The 21,824-nt window shown below is 72.2% G+C and carries 17 protein-coding genes; 4 read left to right on the forward strand and 13 right to left on the reverse strand.

The features are described from left to right. Nucleotides 1-35: 35 nt before the first annotated feature. The 5 genes from ABZ801_RS25335 to ABZ801_RS25355 form a co-directional block, all read right to left on the reverse strand. Entirely contained in the window at nucleotides 36-2,903 is a 2,868-nt protein-coding gene (locus ABZ801_RS25335; protein WP_360702082.1) for a hypothetical protein, read from the reverse strand. 194 nt (nucleotides 2,904-3,097) lie between these two features. Then, entirely contained in the window at nucleotides 3,098-3,979 is an 882-nt protein-coding gene (locus ABZ801_RS25340; RefSeq protein WP_344943791.1) for a TIGR03620 family F420-dependent LLM class oxidoreductase, read from the reverse strand. A gap of 101 nt (nucleotides 3,980-4,080) precedes the next feature. Further along, on the reverse strand, nucleotides 4,081-4,413 hold the full coding sequence (locus tag ABZ801_RS25345; protein ID WP_344943798.1) for a metalloregulator ArsR/SmtB family transcription factor: 333 nt from the start codon (nucleotides 4,411-4,413) through the stop codon (nucleotides 4,081-4,083). Nucleotides 4,414-4,511: 98 nt separating this feature from the next. Further along, entirely contained in the window at nucleotides 4,512-6,185 is a 1,674-nt protein-coding gene (locus ABZ801_RS25350) for an FAD-binding dehydrogenase (RefSeq protein ID WP_344943801.1), read from the reverse strand. 223 nt (nucleotides 6,186-6,408) lie between these two features. Then, nucleotides 6,409-7,674, reverse strand: a complete 1,266-nt coding sequence (locus ABZ801_RS25355) for a YncE family protein (protein ID WP_344943804.1) — start codon at nucleotides 7,672-7,674, stop codon at nucleotides 6,409-6,411. A gap of 212 nt (nucleotides 7,675-7,886) precedes the next feature. On the opposite strand from ABZ801_RS25355, the gene ABZ801_RS25360 reads away from it, so the two are divergent. After that, nucleotides 7,887-8,564 (forward strand): TetR/AcrR family transcriptional regulator, encoded by a 678-nt coding sequence (locus ABZ801_RS25360; protein WP_344943806.1) that lies wholly within the window; start codon nucleotides 7,887-7,889, stop codon nucleotides 8,562-8,564. 46 nt (nucleotides 8,565-8,610) lie between these two features. Here the strand turns inward: ABZ801_RS25360 and ABZ801_RS25365 are convergent, their stop codons facing one another. Further along, nucleotides 8,611-9,744, reverse strand: a complete 1,134-nt coding sequence (locus ABZ801_RS25365; protein ID WP_344943809.1) for a GDSL-type esterase/lipase family protein — start codon at nucleotides 9,742-9,744, stop codon at nucleotides 8,611-8,613. A gap of 95 nt (nucleotides 9,745-9,839) precedes the next feature. Here ABZ801_RS25365 and ABZ801_RS25370 point away from each other — a divergent pair, with 95 nt between their 5' ends. Continuing rightward, nucleotides 9,840-10,310: a MarR family transcriptional regulator gene (locus ABZ801_RS25370; RefSeq protein WP_360702088.1), complete on the forward strand. Its 471-nt coding sequence runs from the start codon at nucleotides 9,840-9,842 to the stop codon at nucleotides 10,308-10,310. A 68-nt stretch (nucleotides 10,311-10,378) separates the two neighbouring features. Here ABZ801_RS25370 and ABZ801_RS25375 read toward each other — a convergent pair whose 3' ends face one another. Next, complete coding sequence (locus ABZ801_RS25375) at nucleotides 10,379-11,605, reverse strand: CoA transferase (protein ID WP_344943815.1); 1,227 nt, start codon at nucleotides 11,603-11,605, stop codon at nucleotides 10,379-10,381. Nucleotides 11,606-11,614: 9 nt separating this feature from the next. Beyond that, nucleotides 11,615-12,841 (reverse strand): acyl-CoA dehydrogenase family protein, encoded by a 1,227-nt coding sequence (locus ABZ801_RS25380; RefSeq protein WP_360702090.1) that lies wholly within the window; start codon nucleotides 12,839-12,841, stop codon nucleotides 11,615-11,617. Between the two features lie 758 nt (nucleotides 12,842-13,599). Between ABZ801_RS25380 and ABZ801_RS25385 the strand changes: the two genes are divergently transcribed. Together ABZ801_RS25385 and ABZ801_RS25390 are read left to right on the forward strand one after the other, a co-directional pair. Next, on the forward strand, nucleotides 13,600-14,871 hold the full coding sequence (locus tag ABZ801_RS25385; RefSeq protein WP_344943821.1) for a C2 family cysteine protease: 1,272 nt from the start codon (nucleotides 13,600-13,602) through the stop codon (nucleotides 14,869-14,871). 11 nt (nucleotides 14,872-14,882) lie between these two features. Further along, nucleotides 14,883-15,329 (forward strand): hypothetical protein, encoded by a 447-nt coding sequence (locus ABZ801_RS25390; RefSeq protein WP_344943823.1) that lies wholly within the window; start codon nucleotides 14,883-14,885, stop codon nucleotides 15,327-15,329. A 340-nt stretch (nucleotides 15,330-15,669) separates the two neighbouring features. Here the strand turns inward: ABZ801_RS25390 and ABZ801_RS25395 are convergent, their stop codons facing one another. From ABZ801_RS25395 to ABZ801_RS25415, 5 genes are all read right to left on the reverse strand, one after another. Then, a complete protein-coding gene (locus ABZ801_RS25395; protein WP_360702093.1) occupies nucleotides 15,670-18,120 on the reverse strand; it encodes a hypothetical protein in 2,451 nt (816 codons plus the stop codon). Between the two features lie 158 nt (nucleotides 18,121-18,278). After that, nucleotides 18,279-18,704 (reverse strand): DUF3592 domain-containing protein, encoded by a 426-nt coding sequence (locus ABZ801_RS25400; RefSeq protein ID WP_360702095.1) that lies wholly within the window; start codon nucleotides 18,702-18,704, stop codon nucleotides 18,279-18,281. Between the two features lie 27 nt (nucleotides 18,705-18,731). Next, nucleotides 18,732-20,009, reverse strand: coding sequence for a thymidine phosphorylase (locus ABZ801_RS25405; RefSeq protein WP_360702097.1), 1,278 nt, complete (start codon nucleotides 20,007-20,009; stop codon nucleotides 18,732-18,734). A gap of 14 nt (nucleotides 20,010-20,023) precedes the next feature. After that, nucleotides 20,024-20,425 carry a cytidine deaminase gene (locus tag ABZ801_RS25410; protein WP_360702100.1) on the reverse strand — a complete coding sequence of 134 codons (402 nt, stop codon included), beginning with the start codon at nucleotides 20,423-20,425 and terminating at the stop codon, nucleotides 20,024-20,026. A 103-nt stretch (nucleotides 20,426-20,528) separates the two neighbouring features. Next, entirely contained in the window at nucleotides 20,529-21,824 is a 1,296-nt protein-coding gene (locus tag ABZ801_RS25415) for an ABC transporter permease (protein WP_360702533.1), read from the reverse strand.

Raw genomic sequence — 21,824 nt, forward strand, 5'->3', positions numbered from 1 at the left:
CGGAGGTTTCCGTGGAGCTCGTCGTCAACTGTCGCCTATACCGGTGCGTCGCGCAGTTCCAGGTAGCGGTCGGCGGCGCGGGCGATGTCCGGGCCGTGCTCCCACAGGTCGGCGGGGTCGTCCGGCATGAGGCACTCGGTGACGGCGTCCTGCAGCGGGTAGGGCACGTCGTTGGTACCGCCCTCGGGGTAGAACGCGAGGATCTCGGCGGGGAACGCGTCGCGCGGGGTGTAGTGGGTGAAGGTGTAGAAGCGGACCCCGAAGATGATCATGGCGGCGTCGGTCGTGGACATGCCGGTGCGTTCGGCGAGCTCGTGGACCCAGGCGGGGTCGGCGTGGAGGGGGCCGCGTTCGTCGAGCAGCCGCCGCAGGGCCAGGACGCGGTCGGCGCCGCCCCATCCCTGCGGCACGGGCGTCCTGTGCTCGCGCCATCCCGGCAGCTCCACGGGGCCGAACGCGCCGTCGGGCGCGTACTCCCACACACCCAGCGTCTTGTCGTGGCTGCTGTAGTGGCCGAGGAGCAGGACTCCGCGCGGCGTCCGCCACACCTCGCCGGCCGAGTCCTCCTTGTGCCGGCCGTCCTCGGGGGTGAGACGCAGCAGCCGCCAGCGTCCGGACCCGTCGCCGCGCGCGGTGTTCGCCCACGCGTTCAGACCCTCCAGCGCGATCCTGCGGCTGCGCTCGGTGTTCCACGGCCAGACGGCGCCCAGCGCGGCCAGGCCCGTCCCGCCGAACGCCACCGACAGTCCGGAGCGCGGCTCGGGAAGGGGCACGACCCGCACCGGACGGGGCTCGGACGGCGCCGGGATCTCCATGGCGTCTCGGACGACCCCCTCCACCCACCGGATGCCCGGCAGGTTGGACAGGGCGCCGCCGGCCGGAAGGTCGGGACGCGTCCACAGCGGCGACGGCGGCTCCGCGGGCAGCGGCAGGCCGAGCCGTTCGCGCAGGCGCACGCCGTTCAGCACGCACTCGGCGGCGCCGCGGGCGTGCTCGATCACGCCGTCGTGCAGGGCGGGCGCCGTGATCTCGGGCACCAGCACCGACCACGCGTCGCGGGCGGCCCCGCGCCCGACGAGGGTCGTCTCCACCAGCCGCGCGGCCTGCTTCCGGTCGAGGTCGCGCAGCGCGGCCGAGCCGTCGGGGTCGACCGGCCGCAGATGGGGCCACCAGCCGGGCGGGTAGACCGGTACCCACTTCTCCTTCGACAGCGACTGACGCGGCGCGTACGGCAGCCGGGCGGTCAGGGTGCCGTCGGGGGCGATCACGCTGATCACGCCCTCGCGGAACGCGACGCGCGACGGCTCGTCCGCCGCCGGGAACGTGACTTCGGCCTCGGCGGGGCCGTCCGGACGCCGGTTGCGCGTCGCGGGGTCGAGTGTCAGGCGAGTCTCGAAGCCGTCGCTGTAGGCGCGGAACGTCAGCAGGGAGCCGCGCACGTCCAGCGAAGCCAGGAACTCCTCGCCGTCGTACCACAGCGCCAGATCGTCGGCGTCCTTCCGGATCCTGATCTCGGGGATCTTCCCGTCGGGGGTGTACACGTCGGTCCAGTGGACGCCGCGGGCGACCGTCAGATGGTCGCCGTTCTGGACGAGCGCCACGTGGCCGCCCAGGTTGCGGCTCCACGTGGCGTGCGGGAAGTGCAGTTCCTCGGGGATGCCGCCGCGCAGGGCGGCGTGCAGGGCGTCCACCGGGTCGGTGATCTCCAGGCCGTCCGCGAAGCCGGGGTCCAGCTCGGCGTAGTCGTGGTCGGCCAGCCGCAGCAGGCGGTGCACGGCCCGGGCGAGGACGGGCAGCGACGCGGAGGCGGCCTCGGCCTTCCAGGTGGCGACCTGTTCGCGCAGCACGTCCTGGATCGCCGGTTCCCGCCACATCCTGCGCAACGTGGCGACGTAGTCGACGTTGGCGTAGTAACCCAGGTTGGCGACGAAGGCGTCCATCTGCCGGGCGAACGCGGCGGGGGCCCGCTCGATCCGGGCGGCGAGGTCGGCCATGTCGAGCGTGGCGTCCCACCAGCGCGGAAATTTCTCCTCGTCGGCCCACTCGAAGCTCGACCCGCGCTTCGGGGCGGGGCCGAACACCAGGTCGGCGGCCGGATCGATCTCGGGCCGCTCGTCCGGCAGCAGCCGCTCGCCCGCCTGCCCGACCAGCTGGACCAGCACCTTCGGCTCGCACCGGCTCGCGTGCTCGGCGAACCACTCCTCCGCCAGGTGGGCACCCGCGCCCGCCCTGGCCAGCGCCGCCAGCCACATCTGCCGGATCTGCTCGGCGAGGTCGGGATCGTCCTCGACGCCGTCGTCCGGCTCGGCGGCGATCAGCAGCCGCATCAATTCCTCGTCGCCGCCGGCCAGCCGCACCAGGGAGTTCTCGGCGGCGTTCCACACCGCGTGCGAGGCGTACCGCAGCGCCCCCGTGCGCAGCAGCCGTCCGGTGAGGTCGTCCTCGGCCCGAACCTTCTTGATCTTCGCGGCCTTCGCCAGCGTGCGCGCGTCGGGGTAGATCCGCGCGTACGGGACGAGGTCGTCGGCGAACGCGGCGTCCAGGATCTCGCCGTACCGGTCGTACGCCTCCTCGGGCGCCAGCCGCTCGCCCATCAGCTTGACGAGGTCGCGCAACGCCGTCGGCGCGACCACGCCCATGGGGGTGAACTCCAGGAACACCCGGTGCAGGCGGTCCATGTCGACCAGCGCCGGGTGGTTCTTGTCCGCCTTGCGCGCCTGGGTGAACGCCCACGTCGCCAGCTCTTTCTCGTCGGCGGCGGCGAACTCGCGGCACGCCCGCTCGAAGAACGGCGCCAGCTCCTTGGCGGGCAGGGGCCGCGCGAGCCTGGTCACCCCCGACCTGGCCTTGCGCGGCTCGTCCGCCGCCATCTCGACCAGCTCGGCCAGCTCCGCGTCACTCACTCGCACACCCCCGGGACTCGACGACACCCCTCAGACTCCCGAAGGAACGATCTGGTTCGGCGGTTGCGCCGATCATCACCGCGTCACGTGACGGACGGGTCCGTTCGGGACGTCGGCAGCCGCCAGGCGCCCGGCCGCACCGTCCAGGTGCGGGACGCGGCGGCCCGGGGCGTGGCCGACCCAACGGGCCGGTATCAGGGGGTGAGGAGTGCTTCGCCGAGCTGACGCCAGTACGGCATCGCGGACCCGCCCGGTTGGATGCCGATCACCTGGACGCCGACGTGGTCGGCGCCGGCCTCCACGTGGGCGTGCAGCTTGCCCACGATGGCGTCCAGGTCGCCCCAGAACACCAGGTCGTCGACGAGGCGGTCGCTGCCGCCGTGGGCGATCTCGTCCTCCGAGTAGCCCAGCCGGCGGAACTTCGCGATGTTGTACGGGGTGGTCAGGTAGGGCCGCAGGTGCTCGCGCGCGAGCGCGCGGGCCGTGTCCGGGTCGGACTCGAACAGCACCGCCTGCTCGACGCCCAGGAACGCGTCCGGCCCGAGGATCTCCCGTGCCTGCGCGGTGTGCGCCACGTTGACGTGGTAGGTGTGGGCCCCGGCGGCGCGGTCGCGGGCCAGCTCCAGCATCTTGGGCCCGTACGCGGCCAGGACGCGGCGCATCGGCGCCTCCGGCCGGGGGTTGACCGTCTCCAGCGCGTCCATCTCGTCGAGGTACTCGATCATGCCGGCCAGGGGCCTGGTGCCCGGCCGAGGCTCGCCGCCGAACCCGAGGCCGAGGACGTGCCGGTCGGGGTAGGCGTCGGCGAGCAGGAGCGCGGCCCCGTACGTCCATCGGGCCCCGCGCGACCAGATCTGCGCGATGCCGTTGACGACGCGCATCCGCTCGGTGCACGACAGCAGGTACCCGGCGTGCGTGAGCGCCTCGCGCCCGAGCAGCTCGGGTATCCACACGGTCGGCCAGCCCCGCTCCTCCAGCTCCTGGACCGACTCGCGCGTCCGCGCGGCGGGCAGGTGCTCGAAGTCGAAGGTCCAGACGCCGAACCGGCCCAGGTCAAGGCCATCGATGCCACCCATCGAACGTCCCTTCGTGAACGCCCTCAGCAGAACATATCGAACTATCGCAGAATCTCGATATGTACCGCAACCGCCGGGCCCGGCAGGGGACGCCCTTGGGGTTACAGCGTCTTGCCGAGCGCGGCGACGAACTGGGCTATCCGCTGCTCGTCGCGCTTGTAGTGGGTCCACTTGCCCACGCGCGTGGCCCGCACCAGGCCCGCCCGCTGCAACTCGGCCATGTACGCCGACACCGTCGACTGGGCCAGCCCCGCCCTGGCCTGGATGTGGCTCACGCACACGCCGACCTCCGCCGGATCGGCGATCGCCTGGTCCATCGGGAAGTGGCGCTCCGGCTCGCGCAGCCACTGCAGCAGCTGCAGTCGCACGGGGTTCGACAGCGCCCGCAACGCGCTGACCAGGTCGGGATCCGGTGTGGGCGCAGTCTCCGCCATGGGCGCAGGGTACCGCTCTCCACCGAAGTTTCGGAGTACTTCGATATGACCGGGTTCGCCCCGTACGGGCCGTCGCCGGCGGGCCGGCGCGCGGGGCGTCAGGACAGGTCGCGGGCCAGGGAGCGGCCGGCGGCGCGGCCGGAGAACAGGCAGCCGCCGAGGAAGGTGCCTTCGAGGGCGTTGTAGCCGTGGACTCCGCCGCCGCCGAATCCGGCGACCTCACCGGCCGCGTACAGCCCGTCGAGGGGCCGCCCGTCCAGCCCGAGGGCGCGCGACTCCAGGTCGGTCTGGATGCCGCCGAGGGTCTTGCGGGTGAGGATGTGCAGCTTGACGCCGATGAGGGGGCCGGCGGCCGGGTCCAGGATGCGGTGCGGGGCGGCGGCGCGGCTGAGCCGGTCGCCCAGGTAGCGGCGCGCGTTGTGGATGCCCTGGATCTGGGAGTCCTTGCTGTAGGGGTTGGTGACCTGCAGGTCGCGGGCCTGGATCTGGCGGCGCAGCAGCGCGGCGTCCAGCAGGGGTTCGTCGGTGAGGGCGTTCATCTTGTCCACCAGCTCCTCCAGGGTGGCGGCCACGACGAAGTCGGCGCCGTGGCGCTTGAACGCCTCCACCGGGCCGGGCGCGCCCTTGGCCAGCAGCCGTTCACGCAGCACCGCCTTGCGGTCGCCGCTGGTGATGTCGGGGTTCTGCTCCGAGCCCGACAGCGCGAACTCCTTCTCGATGATCTTCTGGGTGAGGACGAACCAGGAGTGGTCGTGTCCGGCCAGGTCGGGGGTGGTGCGCAGGTACCTCAGGGTGGACAGGGTGTCGTAGCCGGGCAGGCAGGGGTCGGGCAGCCGCCGCCCGAGCGCGTCGAACCACATCGACGACGGGCCGGGCAGGATGCGGATGGCGTGCCCCGGCCAGACGGGGTCCCAGTTGCGCACGCCCTCGGTGTAGTGCCACATCCGGTCCCGGTTGACCAGCCGCACCCCGGCCTCGGCGCTGATGTCGAGCATCCGCCCGTCGACGTAGGCGGGCACGCCGGTGATCATGTTGGCGGGGGCGGTGCCCAGCCGTTCGGGCCAGTGCCGGCGCACCATGTCGTGGTTGCCGCCGATCCCTCCGGTGGTGAGGACGACCGCCTGGGCCGTCAGCTCGAACTCGCCCACGGCCCGGCGGTTGGACGGCGCGCCGCGCGGGGCCTCGTCGGGGGCCAGCAGCGTGCCGCGCACTCCGGTAACGGCCCCGCCGTCCAGGATGAGTTCGTCCACCCGGTGGCGGTGGTGGAAGGTCAGCAGGCCGGCGTCGGCGGCCTGCCGGGCGCTGCGCACGAACGGCCCGACCACGCCGGTGCCGGTGCCCCACGCCACGTGGAAGCGCGGCACGGAGTTGCCGTGGCCGTCGGCGCGCAGGTCTCCGCGTTCGGCCCAGCCGACCATCGGCGTCAGCCTGATGCCGTGGCCGAGCAGCCAGGATCGCTTCTCCCCGGCGGCGAACTCGACGTAGGCGCGGGCCCAGCGCACCGCCCAGGAGTCCTCGTCGTCCAGGCGGTCGAACCGAGCGCTGGCCTGCCAGTCGTGCCAGGCCAGCTCGAAGGAGTCGCGCACCCGCAGGCGGCGCTGCTCGGGCGAGTCGACCAGGAACAGGCCGCCGAACGACCAGAACGCCTGCCCGCCGAGGTTGGCGGCGTTCTCCTGGTCCAGCAGCGCCACCTTCCGGCCCCGGCGGGTCAGCTCGTGCGCCGCCACCAGACCGGCCAGCCCCGCCCCGACGATGATCACATCGGCGTCCATACCGTCTCCTTCTCCGACCGCCGCCGGGCCTCGCACGGCGTCCCGGCGGGCGTGCCGGGCGAGCGCCTCGTCGCCGGCGGTCCACCGCCCGCCTCCGACTCTGAATACGTCGGTATTCAAACGCACGGTAGCCGACGATGCCGGTGAGAACTGCCGCGAGGCGCGCCCGGCGAGGCCGGGACGCGGGGGGTGCCGCACCGCCGCGTCCCGGCGTCCGCGGGGGTCAGCCGGTGGACGGGCCGGTCCAGCCCGCCGGCAGGTGGGCCAGGCGGACCCGCTGGGGGTGGTCGCCGACCGGCACGGATGTGATCTTGCGGCCGGTGGCGAAGTCGATGGCGGTGACCCGGTCGGCGCCGCTCTCGGAGATCACGCAGGCCCGCCCGTCGCCGCTGACGGTCGCCCAGTACGGCTTGGACGCCGTCACCAGCGGGCCCTCCTGGAGGGTGGCGCGGTCGACGACGGTGGCGTAGTCGTCCATGGTCCCGGCGATGCACAGCTTGGTGCCGGCGGGGTTCATCGACATGCCGTGGTGGCGGGAGTCGTTGACGAAGGTGGTGCGGTCGTCGCTGGTGTCCGGGTTCTTCGGCAGCACCTTCTCCCGGGTGATCCTGTCGGTGGCGACGTCGTACTCGAAGAAGCCGTTGAAGAACGACACCTGGAAGTACAGCGTGGACTCGTCGGGGGTGAAGGCGACCGGGCGCACCGCGTCGGAGAAGTCCTTGCGGCCGAAGGCGTCCAGGCGCTGCCGCATGTCGATGACCTTCACCTGCTTGAAGGTGGCGGCGTCGGCGATGGTGATCTTGCGGTCGCCCTTGAGGAAGTCCTGCCAGGGGGCGTCGAAGTCGTTGTTGACCTCGCCGATCGACATGTTCCAGATGTACCTGCCGCCGCCGGTGAAGACGTTCTCGTGGGGCTTGTCGCCGGTGGCGAACGAGCCGACCTGCTGTCCCGTGCGGATGTCCAGCACGTGGACGGTGTTGCCGGTGGACGCCGACACCGCCACCCGGGAGCCGTCGGGCGAGACGGCCATGTGGTCCGACCGGTAGCCGGAGACGGGGAACCGCCACTTGAGCCTGCCGGTGGCGGTGTCGATGGAGGCGACGTCGGCGAAGCTCGGGCGCGACACCACGATGGCCGAGCCGTCGGGGGTCGTGTACATGTCGTCGACGAACTGGTCGTGGCCCTCGCCGACGGTCTCCCGGATGCCCAGGAAGTAGGCGAGCCTGATCGGGTTGAGGTAGATCTCGCGCAGCCGCTCGTCCTTGTCGGGGATGAGGTTGATCCGGCCGATCCTGGCGAAGTCGCCGGTGGACCTGATGGCGTCGGCGGTGCCTTCCCAGTTGTTGCCGACGAGCATCACCTCCTGCAGCGCGGGGGCGGCGCTCGCCGGGCCGGCGGGGGCGCCGGACACGACGCCGGCGGCCGCCACGGCCGCCACGACGCCGCCGAGCAGGGATCTGCGCCGACGCGCAAAGGCCGAAGCCTGCATGTTCTTCCTCCGGGGGTGGGAGAGGGGAGAAGGCGCGGAGCAGGTCTGAATACGGGGATATTCAGACTTGTTACTCGATAGTAGGCACGCGTGACCCCGGCCACAAGACCCGATCGGGAGACGGGTGCGCAGCCGCCGCCGAGCACCATGGGCGCGGGCCCGGCCCGGGGCCGATGGGCGACAATCGGTGCGGCACGGAAGCGGAGGACACGGTGGCGGGCAGGATCACACCGGCGGCGGGCCGGTACGGGGGCAGGTCGGCGGCCGAACGGCAGGCCGAACGCCGCAGACGCTTCCTGGAGGCGGGCCTGGACCTGTTCGGCGCCGGCCCCGGCTACCGCGCCACCAGGCTCACCGACGTGTGCCGGGCCGCCGGGCTGTCCACCCGCCAGTTCTACGAGGAGTTCCGCACGCTGGAAGACCTGCTGGCCGAGCTGCACCTGTACGTCAACGACGTCGCCGAGCAGGCCGTGCTGGCCGTCCTTCCGCAGGTGCGGCACCTGGACCCCGCCGACCGGTACGCGCGCCTGTTCCGCGCCTACGCCGCCGGAGCCACCGGCGACCCCCGCCACACCCGCATCGCCTACGTCGAGATCATCGGCGTGAGCCCCCGCCTGGACCGCCAGCGCCTGGACCGCCGCGCCCGCTGGATCGACTTCCTCTACGAGCAGGCCCAGGACGCCGCCGCCCGCGGCGAGATCCCCGCCCGCGACTACCGGGTCACCGCGACGGCGTTCATCGGAGCCGTCAACGGCCTCATGCACGACTGGGCGGTCGGCTGGGTCGACGCCACCCTCGACGAGGTCGTCGAGGAACTCGTGCAGATCCTGCTGAGCCGCCTGCACCTCGCCCCGCCGCCCCCGGCCGCCCCGCCCGCGCCGACGCGGTAGCGCGGGCGGTCAGGGACTCGCCGGCGGCCGTGGCCCGGCGGCCCCGTCAGCGCAGATCGACCACCGCGAGGAACGCCTCGGCCATGGCGCGGGCCCCGGCGTCGTTGAGGTGCATGCCGTCACCGCTGTCGAACTCCGGCCGGATGAAGTCGGGGTCGTCGGGGTTCTCCACCGCCCGCGCGACGTCGGCGACCGCGTCGAACACACCGCTCGTGCGGATCCACTCGTTCACTCTCCGCCGCGCCGCCAGCCCTTCGGGCGTGCTGATCCCCTCGTAGACCGCTCCGGCGTACGGCCCGACGGTGGCGGCGACGATCGTCAGGCCCGCGTCACGGGCGCGCCGGGCCAGCTCGGTGAATCCGGCGATCAGGTCCGCGGCCCGCGCGGGCGGCAGCCCCACCATGCCCGGCAGCCCGAGGTCGTTGATGCCGAAGTGGACCAGGACGTGGGTCACGCCCGGCACCGACGGCACGTCCCGGTCGAACCGCGCCAGGCCGTGTTCGCCGACCTCGTCGGTCAGCAGCCGGTTGCCGGAGATTCCCTGGTTGACGACCCAGTCGCGGCCGAGCCGTTCGTTGAGCACGTCGACCGAACGCCGGTTGGCGCCGGGCGTGGTGCCGACCCCCTCGAACCACGAGTCCCCGAACGCCACGGCGATCCGGGGGCCCTCGGGGGCCAGCACGTCCACGCCGGTCGCGTAGAACCGCCCGTCGACCTGTTCGGCGCCGGGCAGGGCGGCCGCCGAGACCAGATCCCCGTCGCTGACGTAGGCGGTCTCGCCGGCGAACCCCGTGTATGTCGCGGGCTCGGTCTCCCCCGGCAGGAACAGGCTCAGCGCCAGATCGGCCCCCGCCGCCACGGCCAGGCCCACCGGATCGCTGACCACCTCCCCGCCCGCCGGGACCGTCACCTGTCCCGCCCCGCCGAACCGCACCTCGCGGTCGGTCTCCGGGACGATCTCGTCGCCCGCCTTGCGCACCGCGACACGGGCGGCCCCGACCGTCAGCGGCTCCCGCCCGTACCGGTTGGACAGCCGCACCCGCAGCCGTTCACCGCCGCCCGCCAGGCGCAGCGCCTGCCGCACCGTCTGGCCGGCGAATCCGCGCGGCTGCGCGAGCCGGATCTGCTCGTACGGGCCGACCAGCGCGGACCGGAATCCCGCCACCCATCGCATCGCCATCACTCCTAGTTGCGGTGAGGAATTTTGCTTGAGCAAATATCTATCCTCAGTTCTTCCTCACGTCAACTATCCTTGCGTCAACTATCATGGGACGGGTGACCGAACTCTTCGACGACCCCCGCCTGACCGCCATGGGGCTGATCTTCGAGGCTCACGCGGGCCTGCTCACCAAACTGGAACCCACCTGGAAGCGGGCCGGACTGTCCGGCCTCGACCTGAACGCCCTGCTGCGCCTGAGCCGCTCCCCCGGCCGCAGGCTGCGCATGAACGACCTGGCCGCCCAGACCTCCCTGTCCACCAGCGGCGTCACCCGTCTGGTGGACCGCCTGGAACGCGGGGGGCTCGTCCGGCGCGAGTCCTGCCCCGACGACAGGCGCAGCACGTTCGCAGCACTGACCCCCGACGGCGCCCGGCGACTTGAGGAGGTCCTCCCCGACTACCTCGCCGCGATCGAGCGATGGTTCATCGCCCTGCTCGCCCCGGAGCAGCTCGACGCCCTCACCGCCGCCCTGCGCGTCATCCGCGACGCCACCAACCCCGAGGCCACCGCGCGCACGCCCGGCTGACCGCACGCCTCCTCGCCGAGCGCCGGAGTCCGGACGTGTCCATGGCCGCCCGTGGGGACGGCTCGCGGTCAGCTCGTCCCGGCCGCGGCCGGGGGGATGGCTCCGCTGGAGCGGAAGTCGGCCACCTCGTCCGGGCTGAACCCGAGTTCGGTCAGGACCTCGTCGTTGTGCTCGCCCAGCCCGGGAGCGCGCCTCGGCGGCGTCTTCGGGCTCGCGTGCACCGTGATCGGGCTGCTGATGGTGGAGTCGAGCCGCTCCACGCCCTCCAGCGGGACGACGATGTCGTTGGCCTCCAGCTGCGGGTCGGCAGCCGCCTCCTGCGGTGTCTGGACGGCCCCGTAGGTGATCCGTGCCTGGTCGAACACCCGTTTCCAGTCGGCCAGCGGCCGCCCGGCGAACACCTCGTCGAGGATCCGCGTCAGGGCCCGTGAGTTCTCGGTGATCCGCGGCACGTCCGTGAAGCGCGGGTCTTCGAGCAGCTCCGGACGACCGATCGCGTTGGCCAGCCGGGGCCAGCGCGGCGCCGCCACCACCAGCATCAGCCAGCGGTCGTCGGCCGTCGCGTAGAGGTTGATCAGCGGGTTCGGCGACTCCCTGCGGTCGTGCAGCCCGTAGAACTCGCCGCCGGCGAGAGCGCCCGACACCAGCGTGCCGGTCGCCCAGACGCCATGCGCGAGCAGCGAGGTTCCGACGCACGTGCCCCGGCCCGTCCGCTCCCGGTGGTACAGGCCGGTCACGATCGCGGAGTACAGGCCCATCGCCGACACGTAGTCGCCGCTGCCCTCGACGGGCAGGGTCGGCGGCGCGTCGGCGTCGCGGGTCATCGCCAGCAGGCCGCTGCGCGCCCAGTAGGCGGTCATGTCGAAGCCCGGAAGCGCGGCGTCCGGTCCGGCGTTGCCGAAGCCGGTGAAGTCCGCGTAGACGATCCGCGGGTTCCAGGCGGCGACCTCGTCGTAGGTCAGGTGCAGCCGCGTGCGCACCGCGTGCGGATAGTTGGTGACCAGCACGTCCGCCCAGGTGACCAGCCGCTCCAGGATCCTGGTGCCGCCGGGGGACTTCAGGTCGACCGCCATGCCGCGCTTGTCGCGGTTCGTCAGGTGCCAGGCGTAGTTGGCCTCGGCCCGCGGATTCGGCGGCGCGAACGCCAGGCGGCGCTGCGGATCGCCGGTGCCCGGCGGCTCGACCTTGACCACGTCGGCGCCGAAGTCCGCGAGCACGGTCGCGGCGGCGGGGCCGGCGATGTAGCTGGCGATGTCGAGCACCTTGACGCCGCTGAACACGGGATCGTTCGTCATCGTCATCACCTAGTGAACGAAGGCGGACAGGCCGGTCACCGCGCGTCCGACGATGAGCGTGTTCATCTCGCGGGTGCCCTCGTAGGAGTAGATGGCCTCGGAGTCGGCCATGAAGCGGGCGGCGCTGTAGTCCAGGACGATCCCGTTGCCGCCGAGCAGCTCGCGCGCCCAGCCGACGTTCTCGCGCATGCGCACGGTGCACGTCGCCTTCGCCAGCGACGAATGCTCGTCGCGGTAGACGCCCGCGTCCTGCAGTTCCGCCAGCCGGCAGCACAGCGTGAGCGATGTCGCGGCGTTCCCCAGCATCTTCACCAGCAGGTCCTGCACCAGCTGGAACGTGCCGATCGGCCTGCCGAACTGCACGCGCTCCTTGGCGTAGGCCAGCGCGATCTCGTAGGCGGCGAGCGTGAGGCCGGTCGCCTCCCAGGCCACGCCGCCGCGCGTCGCGCGCAGGATCACCGCGGTGTCGCGGAACGAGCCGGCGTTCTGCAGCCGGTTCGCCTCCGGGACGCGGCACCCGTCGAGCACGATGTCGGCGTTCTGCACGGTGCGCAGCGCGACCTTCCTCTCGATCTTCGTCGCGTGGAAGCCCGGGGTGTCCTTCTCCACCACGAACCCCAGCACATGCCGGGTCTCGGTGTCGCGGGCCCACACGACGACGAGATCGGCGAAGGTGGCGTTCCCGATCCATCGCTTGGAGCCGTCGAGGACCCACGTGTCGCCCTCGCGGCGCGCCGTCGTCTCCAGTCCTCCCGACACGTCCGAGCCGCCGTGCGGTTCGGTCAGCGCGAACGCGCCGATCTTCTCGAACCGGCTCATCGGCGGCAGCCAGCGCAGCCGCTGCTCGTCGGACCCGAGCCTCCTGATGCTGCCCATGGCCAGTCCGGCGTGCACGCCGAAGAACGTCGAGATCGACGCGTCGGCGTGCGCGAGCTCCATGCCGGTGAAGCCCGTCGCCAGATTGCTCGGCGGCTTCTGCCGCGCGTGCGGGTCCGCCCAGCCCAGCAGGTCCAGCTCCCGGAAGCGGTCGATGATCTGGAACGGGAATTCCGCACGGGCCCAGTACTCGTTGGCGATCGGAGCGATCTCGGTGCGCGCGAAGTCCCGGATGCGCTCGATCCTGGTGCGCTCCTCGCCGGACAGCAGGTCCTCGCAGGCGTAGAAGTCCCCGGGAAGCGTCCCCGGTTCGAGCCAGGGACCCGTGGGAGCGGGCAGCGTGGGCGCGATCGTACTCATCGGAGCCCCTCTTTCCTTTCTTGGCGAACAGGGTGGGGAAGCCCGCCGAACGCCCGCACGAGCCGCTCCAGGCGGCGCGGGACTTCTGGCATCACGGTGGCCGGAATCCCCGGGCCGAAATCGAGCGGGCCCGAGGCGGCGGATACGCGGGCGTGATGGTGGTGAGAGGAGCGCGTCCGGCGCCCTGTGCCGAAAGGCCGCTCATGGGGCGCGCCTCTTCGGCGGCGAAGACCGCTGCTCGCGGCCGGGCATCGGGCATCGGCTCCCCCAGCGCCTCGGCCCAATCGCATCGCACAGCGTCCCTACCCGGCGACGATCCCCCAAACAACCGGGCGCCCCGGGATCCGTCCGCCCCACAACGAGGCCGGGCCTTCGACCGCCGAACAACTGCAAGATCGTTACCGCGCGGTTCCGGGCCGGCCGGGGCCCACTGCTTTTCGGACTGCCCTGCGAGCGTTCCGACGGCCGCCTATGTCAGATGGAACACGCACACGTGGAAGACAGGGGCACCCGGCCTGAATCCGTGGTAATGGGGCGCCCCTCTTCGGGGTCGGCGGTGAGCACGGCGAGGTTAACAGACTCGTGCGCGCCAGGGGCGATGAATCGAAAACTCAGAAGATCGAAGACTTCCCCATACTCTCATTCAAACACTCGTTCGAGGCCCAGTATTTGAGCCCTGATTGGGGCCCGGAGGCCCATGCCCTCCCGGCGGCCGGGCTGTTTGATGGGGCCCCTTCTGGTGTAGGAGGGCGTGAACCGTGAAAGGGCGGAGATCGGACGCCGGCGAAGGATCGCTGTCGTACATCGCTGTAGTCCTGCTGATCGCCGGGATCGCCGGGGCGGTGACGCTCTCGGGCGTGGGCGCCACCGTCGTCGGCGACATCCGGGCCGCCGTCTGCAAGGTCGGCGACGACGACTGCGAGACCGAACCCAGGGTCTTCGCGAACAACCCGCCGAGCGAGCAGGAGTGGGGGAACCGGCCCACCGATCCCGGCCAGCCCCCTCCGGCCCCCACCGACGACGAGCGCAAGACCGGCAAGGAGGCCGCGGACCGGATCCGCGACTATCTCGGCAGCGCCTGCGCCTGGTGGAGGGTGTGGAAGTGGGGCTGCGACGGGACGCGGGCACCCAGAGACCTCCTGGCCGGCATGTCGCCGGGCGAGATCCAGGCCCTGTTCGACGAGCTCAGCGACGCCGAGATCCGCCGGCTCCTGCGGGAGCCCGGCGTGGTGGACGTCCTCAAGCTCCGCGCCGACGCGTGGCTGCTGCACCAGCTCGAACGCATCGCGCCGGGATCCATCGAGCCGAACTTCACCGAGGTCTACGAAGACGAGAAGTCCGACAACCCCGCCACCGCCTGGGGCTCCGTGCCGAACGCGCGGCTGTGGGGCAACGGCGGGCAGCCGTCCCTTGAGGACCTCAACCAGGGAGGCCTCGGCGACTGCTGGTGGCTGGCCGGCATGGGCGCGCTCGCCCAAACCCCGGAGGGCCGCGAGCGGCTCCGGAACATGATCCGGCAGAACCCGAACGGGACGTACACGGTGACGTTCCCGGACGGCGAGCGGGTCACGGTCACCCCCTACTTCCCCATCAACAAGGATGGGAACCTGTCCTTCGCCAACCCGGAGGGCCAGCCCCCGACGATCTGGCCGCTCGTCCTGGAGAAGGCGCTCGCGCAGAAGGAGGGCGGCTACGAGGAGATCGTCGGCGGCGACCCGGGGAACGGCATGGAGACCCTCACCGGCCACGACAGCGAGAGCGAGGACGCCGACGACGTGTCCCGGGAGGACCTGCAGAACTGGCTCAGGAACGGCAAGGCCGTCACCGTGAGCACCAAGGACGAGGGCGACGTCGACGGCAAGCCGATCTACAAGAACCGGCTCCACGCCAACCACGCCTACGTCGTCAAGGGCATCACGCAGGATGGCAAGGTGGAGCTGTACAACCCGTGGGGCTATGACCACGCCACCCTGACGATGGAAGAGTTCAACCAGTACCTCAGCGGCGTCGACATCAGTTCGTTCGAGTGAGAAGGATCAGCATGTTCCAGCGTGGATACCGGCGCGCGGTGCCGATTCTCCTCACCGGCGCCCTGACGCTCGCGGCCGCCGGCTGCGGCTCCTCCGAGGAGGCCGATCCCATGACGAAGTCGTCCCCGCAATCCGTGCCCACCGCCAGGCTCAGCCCTCCGGCCAACCCGCAGAAGGAGACGAACACGGTCGCACGCGGCACCACCAGCTGGGTGGGCGGGCTGCGCCTGGGCGTCGCCGGCGCCCACGGCGGCTCCGGCACCGTCGTCGTCCTCGCCGGGTACGGCGTGCCCCCCGAAGGCAACTGGAGGGTGACGGGCAAGGCCGGGCACAGCGAGAAGCTCGCGAACGGCTACACCATCAGCATCGACCAGGTCGTGAACGCCAAGAAGCTCGAAAAGGGCATGACCGGCTCCGGTGGCGGCTCCGTGACCGTCACCGTCACGCCGCCGAAGTAACCCCGCCGCCGACGGCCATGACCGCGCCGCAACGACGAGTAGGGCGCGGTCATGGCCGTCGTGCTCGACGCGCGCGTCCGACACCCCGGCGCTGAGGCATCGCCATGGCTGGGGTGGCAGATGACGGAAAGCTTCTGTCACGCGACGGAGCGCCCGGCTACGGTGATCGGCCTGAGGGCTGGGGACCTGCGATTCGGCAGAGGCCGAACGCATCGCCCGCTCCATCACCGACCCCGGCAGGCAGGCGCGGGCGTTGAGTGATGTCGCAAAAGCGGTGGCGGGCGGTTAGGCGTTCAGGTCCGTTGCACGCGGCCGTGCGGGCGCACCGGGAACCGGCGGGTCAGCGGAGGCCGAGGTCTCGGAGGGCGTCCTTGTAGGCACGGGCGGGGCGCGCCCAGTAGCCCCAGGGCAGTCCGTCGGGGAGGGTCTTGCCCGCCTGGGAGAGGTGGTGGCGGGCCCGGTCGACGTCGCCCGCGAAATAGAACGCGGCGCCGAAGAGGTGGTGGGCCTCGCGGGTGCGGGGGTGCTCCGTCATGTTGGTCAGCCATTTGTCGGCCGCCGCGCCCAGGGCGGCGTGGGTTTCGGGACGGGAGAGGTACGCTTCCAGGCCGTCGTCGGCGTCCATGCCGTTCTCCAGAAGGGCGACGGGCAGTATGGCCGCCAGGGGATCGCCCGGCTTGGCGGCCTCGACCGTCGACTCGGCGAATTCGAGGACGTCGGCGTCCGAGCCCCACCACTTGGCGCAGAGGGCTTGGGCCCGCGTGTAATGGCCGCAATACAGGCCGTCATGCCGGTCCTTCAGTTCTCGCCATATACGGTCGAGTTCCAAACGGCCCAGTTGGAGGCCGATGGCATGCCATTGCAGGGAGTCCCAGGGAACCGGATCCTCGGGCAGCAGTTCGGCGGCGCGGTACAGCGGTTCTCCGGCGCCGGCGAGGATGAGCCAGAACTGGGCGAACTGCTCGTCCGAAACATACTCGGATTGGGCGCTGCCGCGGGCGTCCCAGGCCTCGCGGACGAGCGTGCCGCCCAGCCACAGGTGGACGTCCGGGTCGTCCGGGCGGGCGGCGGCCATGGCGGCGAGCCGGTCGCTGTGGCCGGACGCGGCGCGGGAGAGCCGGTCGAGATAGAGGCCGCGCAGTTCGGGCAGGGACCGCGAGCGGGTCAGCAGCTCCAGGCCCGCGTCGAGCCGGCCGGCGCCGACCTGGGGCAGCGCGGCGGCGAGGGCGGGGTCGTCCCAGGCCGTGCCCTCGCGCAGGCCGAAGGACACGCGGGAGCGCAGTGAGCGGCGGCGCCTGCCGGGCTTCGGGGGCGCGACGGTGGTCTCGGGGCGCTCCGGGATGTCCTCGTCGGGGCGGGCCGGCATGGGGACGACGCGGTCGGCGGGGACCATCCGGTCGATCCGCGCGGGCAGGCCGTCGGCGTCGATCCACCGGTTCGGTTCGATGTGGACGGTGATGCCGTCCAGGCCGATCAGGGCGCGGGCGCCGTCCGGCCAGGCGAGGACGGCGGCGCAGGAGTCGTAGCGGACGGTCCCCATGGTCGGCCCGGCCATGCTGGTCACGCCGGTGGGGCCGACGATGAGATGCAGGTGGCCCGCCTCGGGATCGGCGCGGGTGAACGTCTCACCGCGCACCGCCACGACCGAGGAGCCGGGCGCCGGGACGTAGCGCTCGACGTGGGGTTCCTGGCCGTCGGGGACCATCAGCAGCGCCGAGTCCCGCACGGTGCGCCCGACGTCCTGGACGTCGTCGGGCGTCAGCTCGTCCAGGTGGCGCAGGATCTCCTCGTACGTGCGGTGGGGGGCGCCCATCAGCTCGTTCCAGCAGGACGACATCGTCATCGCGCCCGCGGTCTCGGGCTGGTCCAGGCGGGCGCGGTGGATCGACACCGCCTCCCCCAGTTCGGCGTCCGCCACGGGCTCGTCGGCGATCCGCTCGATCTCGTCGATGAACTCCTGCGTCAGCCGGGGGTGGGACTCGGCGAGCCCGTCGGCGAACGCGACGATGTGGGCGACGTCGCGGTCGCGGGGCGAGTAGCCGACCTGCGCGCTGTAGCTGAGCGCGTCGTCGAGTCGCAACGCCTTGTGCAGCCGTCGCTGCAGGATCGTCGCGAACACGTTGCCGGCGGTGGCGCGGGGCACGATCGCGCTGAGGCCGACGCCGTTGACCTGCGAGTTGAAGTAGGCGGGGGTGTGCGGCAGGGCGCTGGTCGGTTCGGGCGGGGGCATGCGTTCGCCGTCGGGCAGGTCCAGGCGCAGCCCGGCGGGCGGCGGGCCGCCGACGACGGCCAGGGCGGCGTTGGCGCGGGTGAACCAGCGGGCGGTCCACGCGGTGACGTCCTCGCCGGTGTGCGCGGGCAGCCCGAGCTCGTCATAGCCCTGCAGGCCGTAGCCGGCGGCCCCGTACCGCCACAGCAGCAGCCGGCCGGCGGCCCCCGGGGACCGGCCGGCGGCCTCGGTCCGCAGGATCTGCTTTTCCGCCTCCAGGCGGTCGAGCGGGGGCTCGCGCAAAGCGCCGCAGACGGTGGCCAGGAAACGGATCACCTCGTCGCCGTCGCCTTCGGTGAAGAACGCCGTCGTCACGGAATCGACCGTGCCGTTGTAGTGGTGTTCGGGCTGCCCCACGCGGTGCAGCGCCAGATGCTCCACCAGATGTGTGATTCCGCTGCGCGCCAGCGTTTCGTCGGACTGGCCGACACGGAAGAGCAGCGCGACGCGATAGCCGTCGGTGTAGCCCCCGGAAGCCCAGAACGCGGGAACCCCATCGATTTCCGTCCGCGTGACTTTCACGCAGTCCTCCCCGTTTCTCAGGTCGCGTCATCATACGATCTTGACGCGCCGGAAACAGTTGGATATCGACATCGGGACCGCGTCCGGACACCGTTGCGGAACTTACCCGCGGAACTTCTGCCGGGTGCGTGGAATTGTGTTCACGGCGGCACTGTTCGTCATCGGGGCCGCGTGCGATAGGCGGCGACGCCCGACAGGACCGCCACGATCGCGAAGCACGGCACGACCACCAGAGCCTTTCGCACGTCCTGGAACCGCTGAACACTGCCCGCCGCGTCATTCGGGTCGTAGACGACCTCGACCTCGTCGCCGGGCCCGGCGTCGGCGGGCCAGCCGCGGCGTTTGTCGTCCGTCTCGACCCGGCGGCCGTCGCGGGTGGTGAACTCGACGGTGATGTGCCCGGAAGAACGGTTGCCCTCGACCTCCAGGACCCGTGCCGTCGCCCTGGCCTTTCCCATCTGTTCCACCGATGCGGCGACGGCGCCGCCACCCCAGGTGACCGTCAACAGCCCCCCGAAACACGCGATGACGAGGCAGATGATGTACACGGGGCGATAACGCCGTGAAGGGGTTTTCGACATCATGTCCCCCGGTATCCGATGACGCGACCCTCAGGCGATGCGGTCGATGACGAGCGGCAGAAGGTCGGGGGTGCCGTCGCCGGTCACCTGGACGGCGCCGTCCAGGGCCTCCAGGGCACGGGGGAGGCGGGACGGGTCGTCGGTGTGAAGGGTGAGGACGGGCTGACCGGCGGTGACGCGGTCGCCCGGCTTGGCGTGGCAGATGATCCCCGCGGCGGCCGAGACCGGGTCCTCCTTGCGGGCGCGGCCCGCGCCGAGCCGCCAGGCCGCCACGCCGACCGCGTAGGCGTCCAGGCGGGTCAGGACGCCCGAGGACGGCGCCGTGACGTCGTGGGTCTCCTTGGCGGACGGCAGCGGCGCGTCGGGGTCGCCGCCCTGGGCGGAGATCATGCGGCGCCACACGTCCATGGCCGAGCCGTCGGCGAGCGCGTCGGCCGGGTCCTTGGCGGACGCCAGGCCCGCGCCCGCCAGCATCTCCCGGGCCAGGGTCACGGTCAGCTCGACGACGTCGGACGGGCCGCCGCCCGCGAGCACCTCGACCGACTCGGCGACCTCCACGGCGTTGCCGACCGCCCGGCCGAGCGGACGGTCCATGGCGGTGAGCAGCGCGACGGTGCGCACGCCGTGGTCGGAGCCGATGCCCACCATGGTCTCGGCCAGCTCGCGGGCCTGCTCGACGGTCTTCATGAACGCGCCCGAGCCGACCTTGACGTCCAGCACCAGTGCCCCGGTGCCCTCGGCGATCTTCTTGGACATGATCGACGACGCGATCAGCGGGATCGACTCGACGGTGCCGGTCACGTCGCGCAGCGCGTACAGGCGGCGGTCGGCGGGCGCCAGGCCCGAGCCCGCCGCGCACACCACGGCCCCGGCGTCGGCCAGCACCGCGAGCATCTCCTCGGGCGACAGCGACGCCCGCCAGCCCGGGATCGACTCCAGCTTGTCCAGGGTGCCGCCGGTGTGGCCGAGGCCCCGGCCCGACAGCTGCGGGACGGCCGCGCCGCACGCCGCCACCAGCGGCGCCAGCGGCAGAGTGATCTTGTCGCCGACGCCGCCGGTGGAGTGCTTGTCGGTGGTGGGCCGGTCCAGCCCCGACCAGTCCATGCGCTCCCCGGACCGGATCATCGCCTCGGTCCAGCGGGCCACCTCGGCCCGGGTCATGCCGTTGAGCAGGATGGCCATGGCCAGCGCCGCCATCTGCTCCTCGGCGACGACGCCGCGGGTGTAGGCGTCGATCGTCCAGTCGATCTGCTCGGGCGTCAGCGTGCCGCCGTCCCGCTTGGCGCGGATGACGTCGATCGCGTCCACGTCGAATGGCTCCTTCAGGAGGTCAGGTCGTCGGGGCCGAAGGCGTCGGGCAGCACGTCCGCCATGGGGCGCACGCCGCGCGTCGTCTCCAGCAGCATGTCAGGGCCGCCGTGCTCCCACAGCAGCTGGCGGCAGCGGCCGCACGGCATCAGCGGCTCGCCGTCGCCGCCGACGACCGCCACCGCCACCAGCCGGGGACGGCCCGACGCGCCCGGCCCGTACAGGGCGCTGACGAGGCTGCACTCGGCGCACAGGCCCACACCGTAGGAGGCGTTCTCCACGTTGCAGCCGGACACGACCCGGCCGTCGTCCACCAGCGCGGCCGCGCCGACCGGGAAGTCGGAGTACGGCGCGTACGCGCGCCGCATCGCCTCCCGGGCGGCGGTCCGCAGAGCCTCCCAGTCGATCCCGCTCATGCCTTCCCCCCGCTCGCCTCCGGGGCGCCGGGAAGGTGACGCCTTCCCTCCTCGCTCCTTCGTCGCTCGTCAGTCCAGGCGCCACCGCGCCCCTGCGGCTCGCTCATCGGGCCTCCCCCTTCCGGTAGCGCAGGCCGTCGGCCGCGGGCATCCGCAGCCGCTGGGACGCCAGCGACAGCACCAGCAGCGTCGTGATGTGCGGGCTGTAGGTGACGATCTCCTTCGGCAGCTCGTCGGTGAGCAGGTACCACGCCAGCAGCAGCGCGCCCGCGACGGCGGCGGCCACCGCCTGGTAGATCCGGGAACGCCGGTGGCCGTCGCCCACCTCCGCGGGGGTGGCGGGCGCTCGGCGCAGCGCCAGCAGCCGCCAGGCGGCGAACGCGAACAGCGCGACCGCGACGACCAGCAGCAGGGCGTGCACCGCCCCGGTGGCGCCGCGCTGCTGGAGCGCGTCGGTGTAGCCGAACAGCCCGGTGCCGGCCGCCAGCCCGCCGGGACGCCAGTTCCCGAAGATCATGGCGGCCAGGCCGATGAAGCCGCGGCCGCCGGTCTGGTTCTCCTGGTACTGGTGCGTTCCCACCATGGCCAGGAACACGCCGCCCAGCCCGGCCAGCGCGCCCGACACCGTGACCGCCACGTACTTCATCCTGTAGACCTTGACGCCGAGGGACTCGGCCGCGTACGGGTTCTCCCCGCACGAGCGCAGCCGCAGCCCGAACGCCGTACGCCACAGCAGCACGTAGGTCAGCGGGATCAGCGCCAGCCCGATGATGGTCAGCGCGGACAGGTCCGTGGTCAGGCCGCGCACCAGCCCGGCCAGGTCCGACAGCAGGAACCAGTGCCGGTCCTCCAGGTCGCGCAGCGGCCCGGCGATGCCCGGCACGCTGACGGTCGGGAACTCCGGCAGCGGCGGCGACTGGGTGGCGCCGCCGCCCTCCTCGCCCAGGAAGAACATCGTGGACAGGTAGCGGGCCACGCCGGGCGCCAGGATGTTGATCGCCACGCCGGAGACGATGTGGTCCACGCCGAACGTGACGGTGGCCAGCGCGTGCAGCAGGCCCCCGAGGGCGCCCATCAGCAGGCCCATCAGCAGCCCCATCCAGGGGTTGCCGGAGAAGTAGGCGCCGAACGCCCCGCCCCACGTCCCGAAGATCATCATGCCTTCGAGGCCGATGTTGACCACACCCGCCCGCTCGGCCCACAGGCCGCCGAGCGCGGCCATGCCGATCGGCAGGCCCAGGGCCAGGGTGGTGCTCACCGTCCCGCCGGAGGTGATGGTGTTCTCACCGGTGATGGCCCGCAGCAGCACCAGCACGCCGAACACGGCCGCGAGGGCGATCAGGACGCGCACCAGCGGGCGGCGCGCCGTCCGGGCGGGCGCGGGCTCCGCCGCCGGCAT

This window comes from Actinomadura sp. NPDC047616, from assembly GCF_040642915.1.
GTDB classification, from domain to species: Bacteria; Actinomycetota; Actinomycetes; order Streptosporangiales; family Streptosporangiaceae; genus Spirillospora; species Spirillospora miaoliensis.

Coding starts and splice junctions, on each gene's coding strand:
- ABZ801_RS25350 (WP_344943801.1), bottom strand. CDS start 6,185: ATGGACGCCGATGTGATCATCGTCGGGGCGGGGCTGGCCGGTCTGGTG.
- ABZ801_RS25380 (WP_360702090.1), bottom strand. CDS start 12,841: ATGAGTACGATCGCGCCCACGCTGCCCGCTCCCACGGGTCCCTGGCTC.
- ABZ801_RS25355 (WP_344943804.1), bottom strand. CDS start 7,674: ATGCAGGCTTCGGCCTTTGCGCGTCGGCGCAGATCCCTGCTCGGCGGC.
- ABZ801_RS25415 (WP_360702533.1), bottom strand. CDS start 21,824: ATGCCGGCGGCGGAGCCCGCGCCCGCCCGGACGGCGCGCCGCCCGCTG.
- ABZ801_RS25340 (WP_344943791.1), bottom strand. CDS start 3,979: ATGGGTGGCATCGATGGCCTTGACCTGGGCCGGTTCGGCGTCTGGACC.
- ABZ801_RS25390 (WP_344943823.1), top strand. CDS start 14,883: ATGTTCCAGCGTGGATACCGGCGCGCGGTGCCGATTCTCCTCACCGGC.
- ABZ801_RS25365 (WP_344943809.1), bottom strand. CDS start 9,744: ATGGCGATGCGATGGGTGGCGGGATTCCGGTCCGCGCTGGTCGGCCCG.
- ABZ801_RS25400 (WP_360702095.1), bottom strand. CDS start 18,704: ATGATGTCGAAAACCCCTTCACGGCGTTATCGCCCCGTGTACATCATC.
- ABZ801_RS25375 (WP_344943815.1), bottom strand. CDS start 11,605: ATGACGAACGATCCCGTGTTCAGCGGCGTCAAGGTGCTCGACATCGCC.
- ABZ801_RS25345 (WP_344943798.1), bottom strand. CDS start 4,413: ATGGCGGAGACTGCGCCCACACCGGATCCCGACCTGGTCAGCGCGTTG.
- ABZ801_RS25410 (WP_360702100.1), bottom strand. CDS start 20,425: ATGAGCGGGATCGACTGGGAGGCTCTGCGGACCGCCGCCCGGGAGGCG.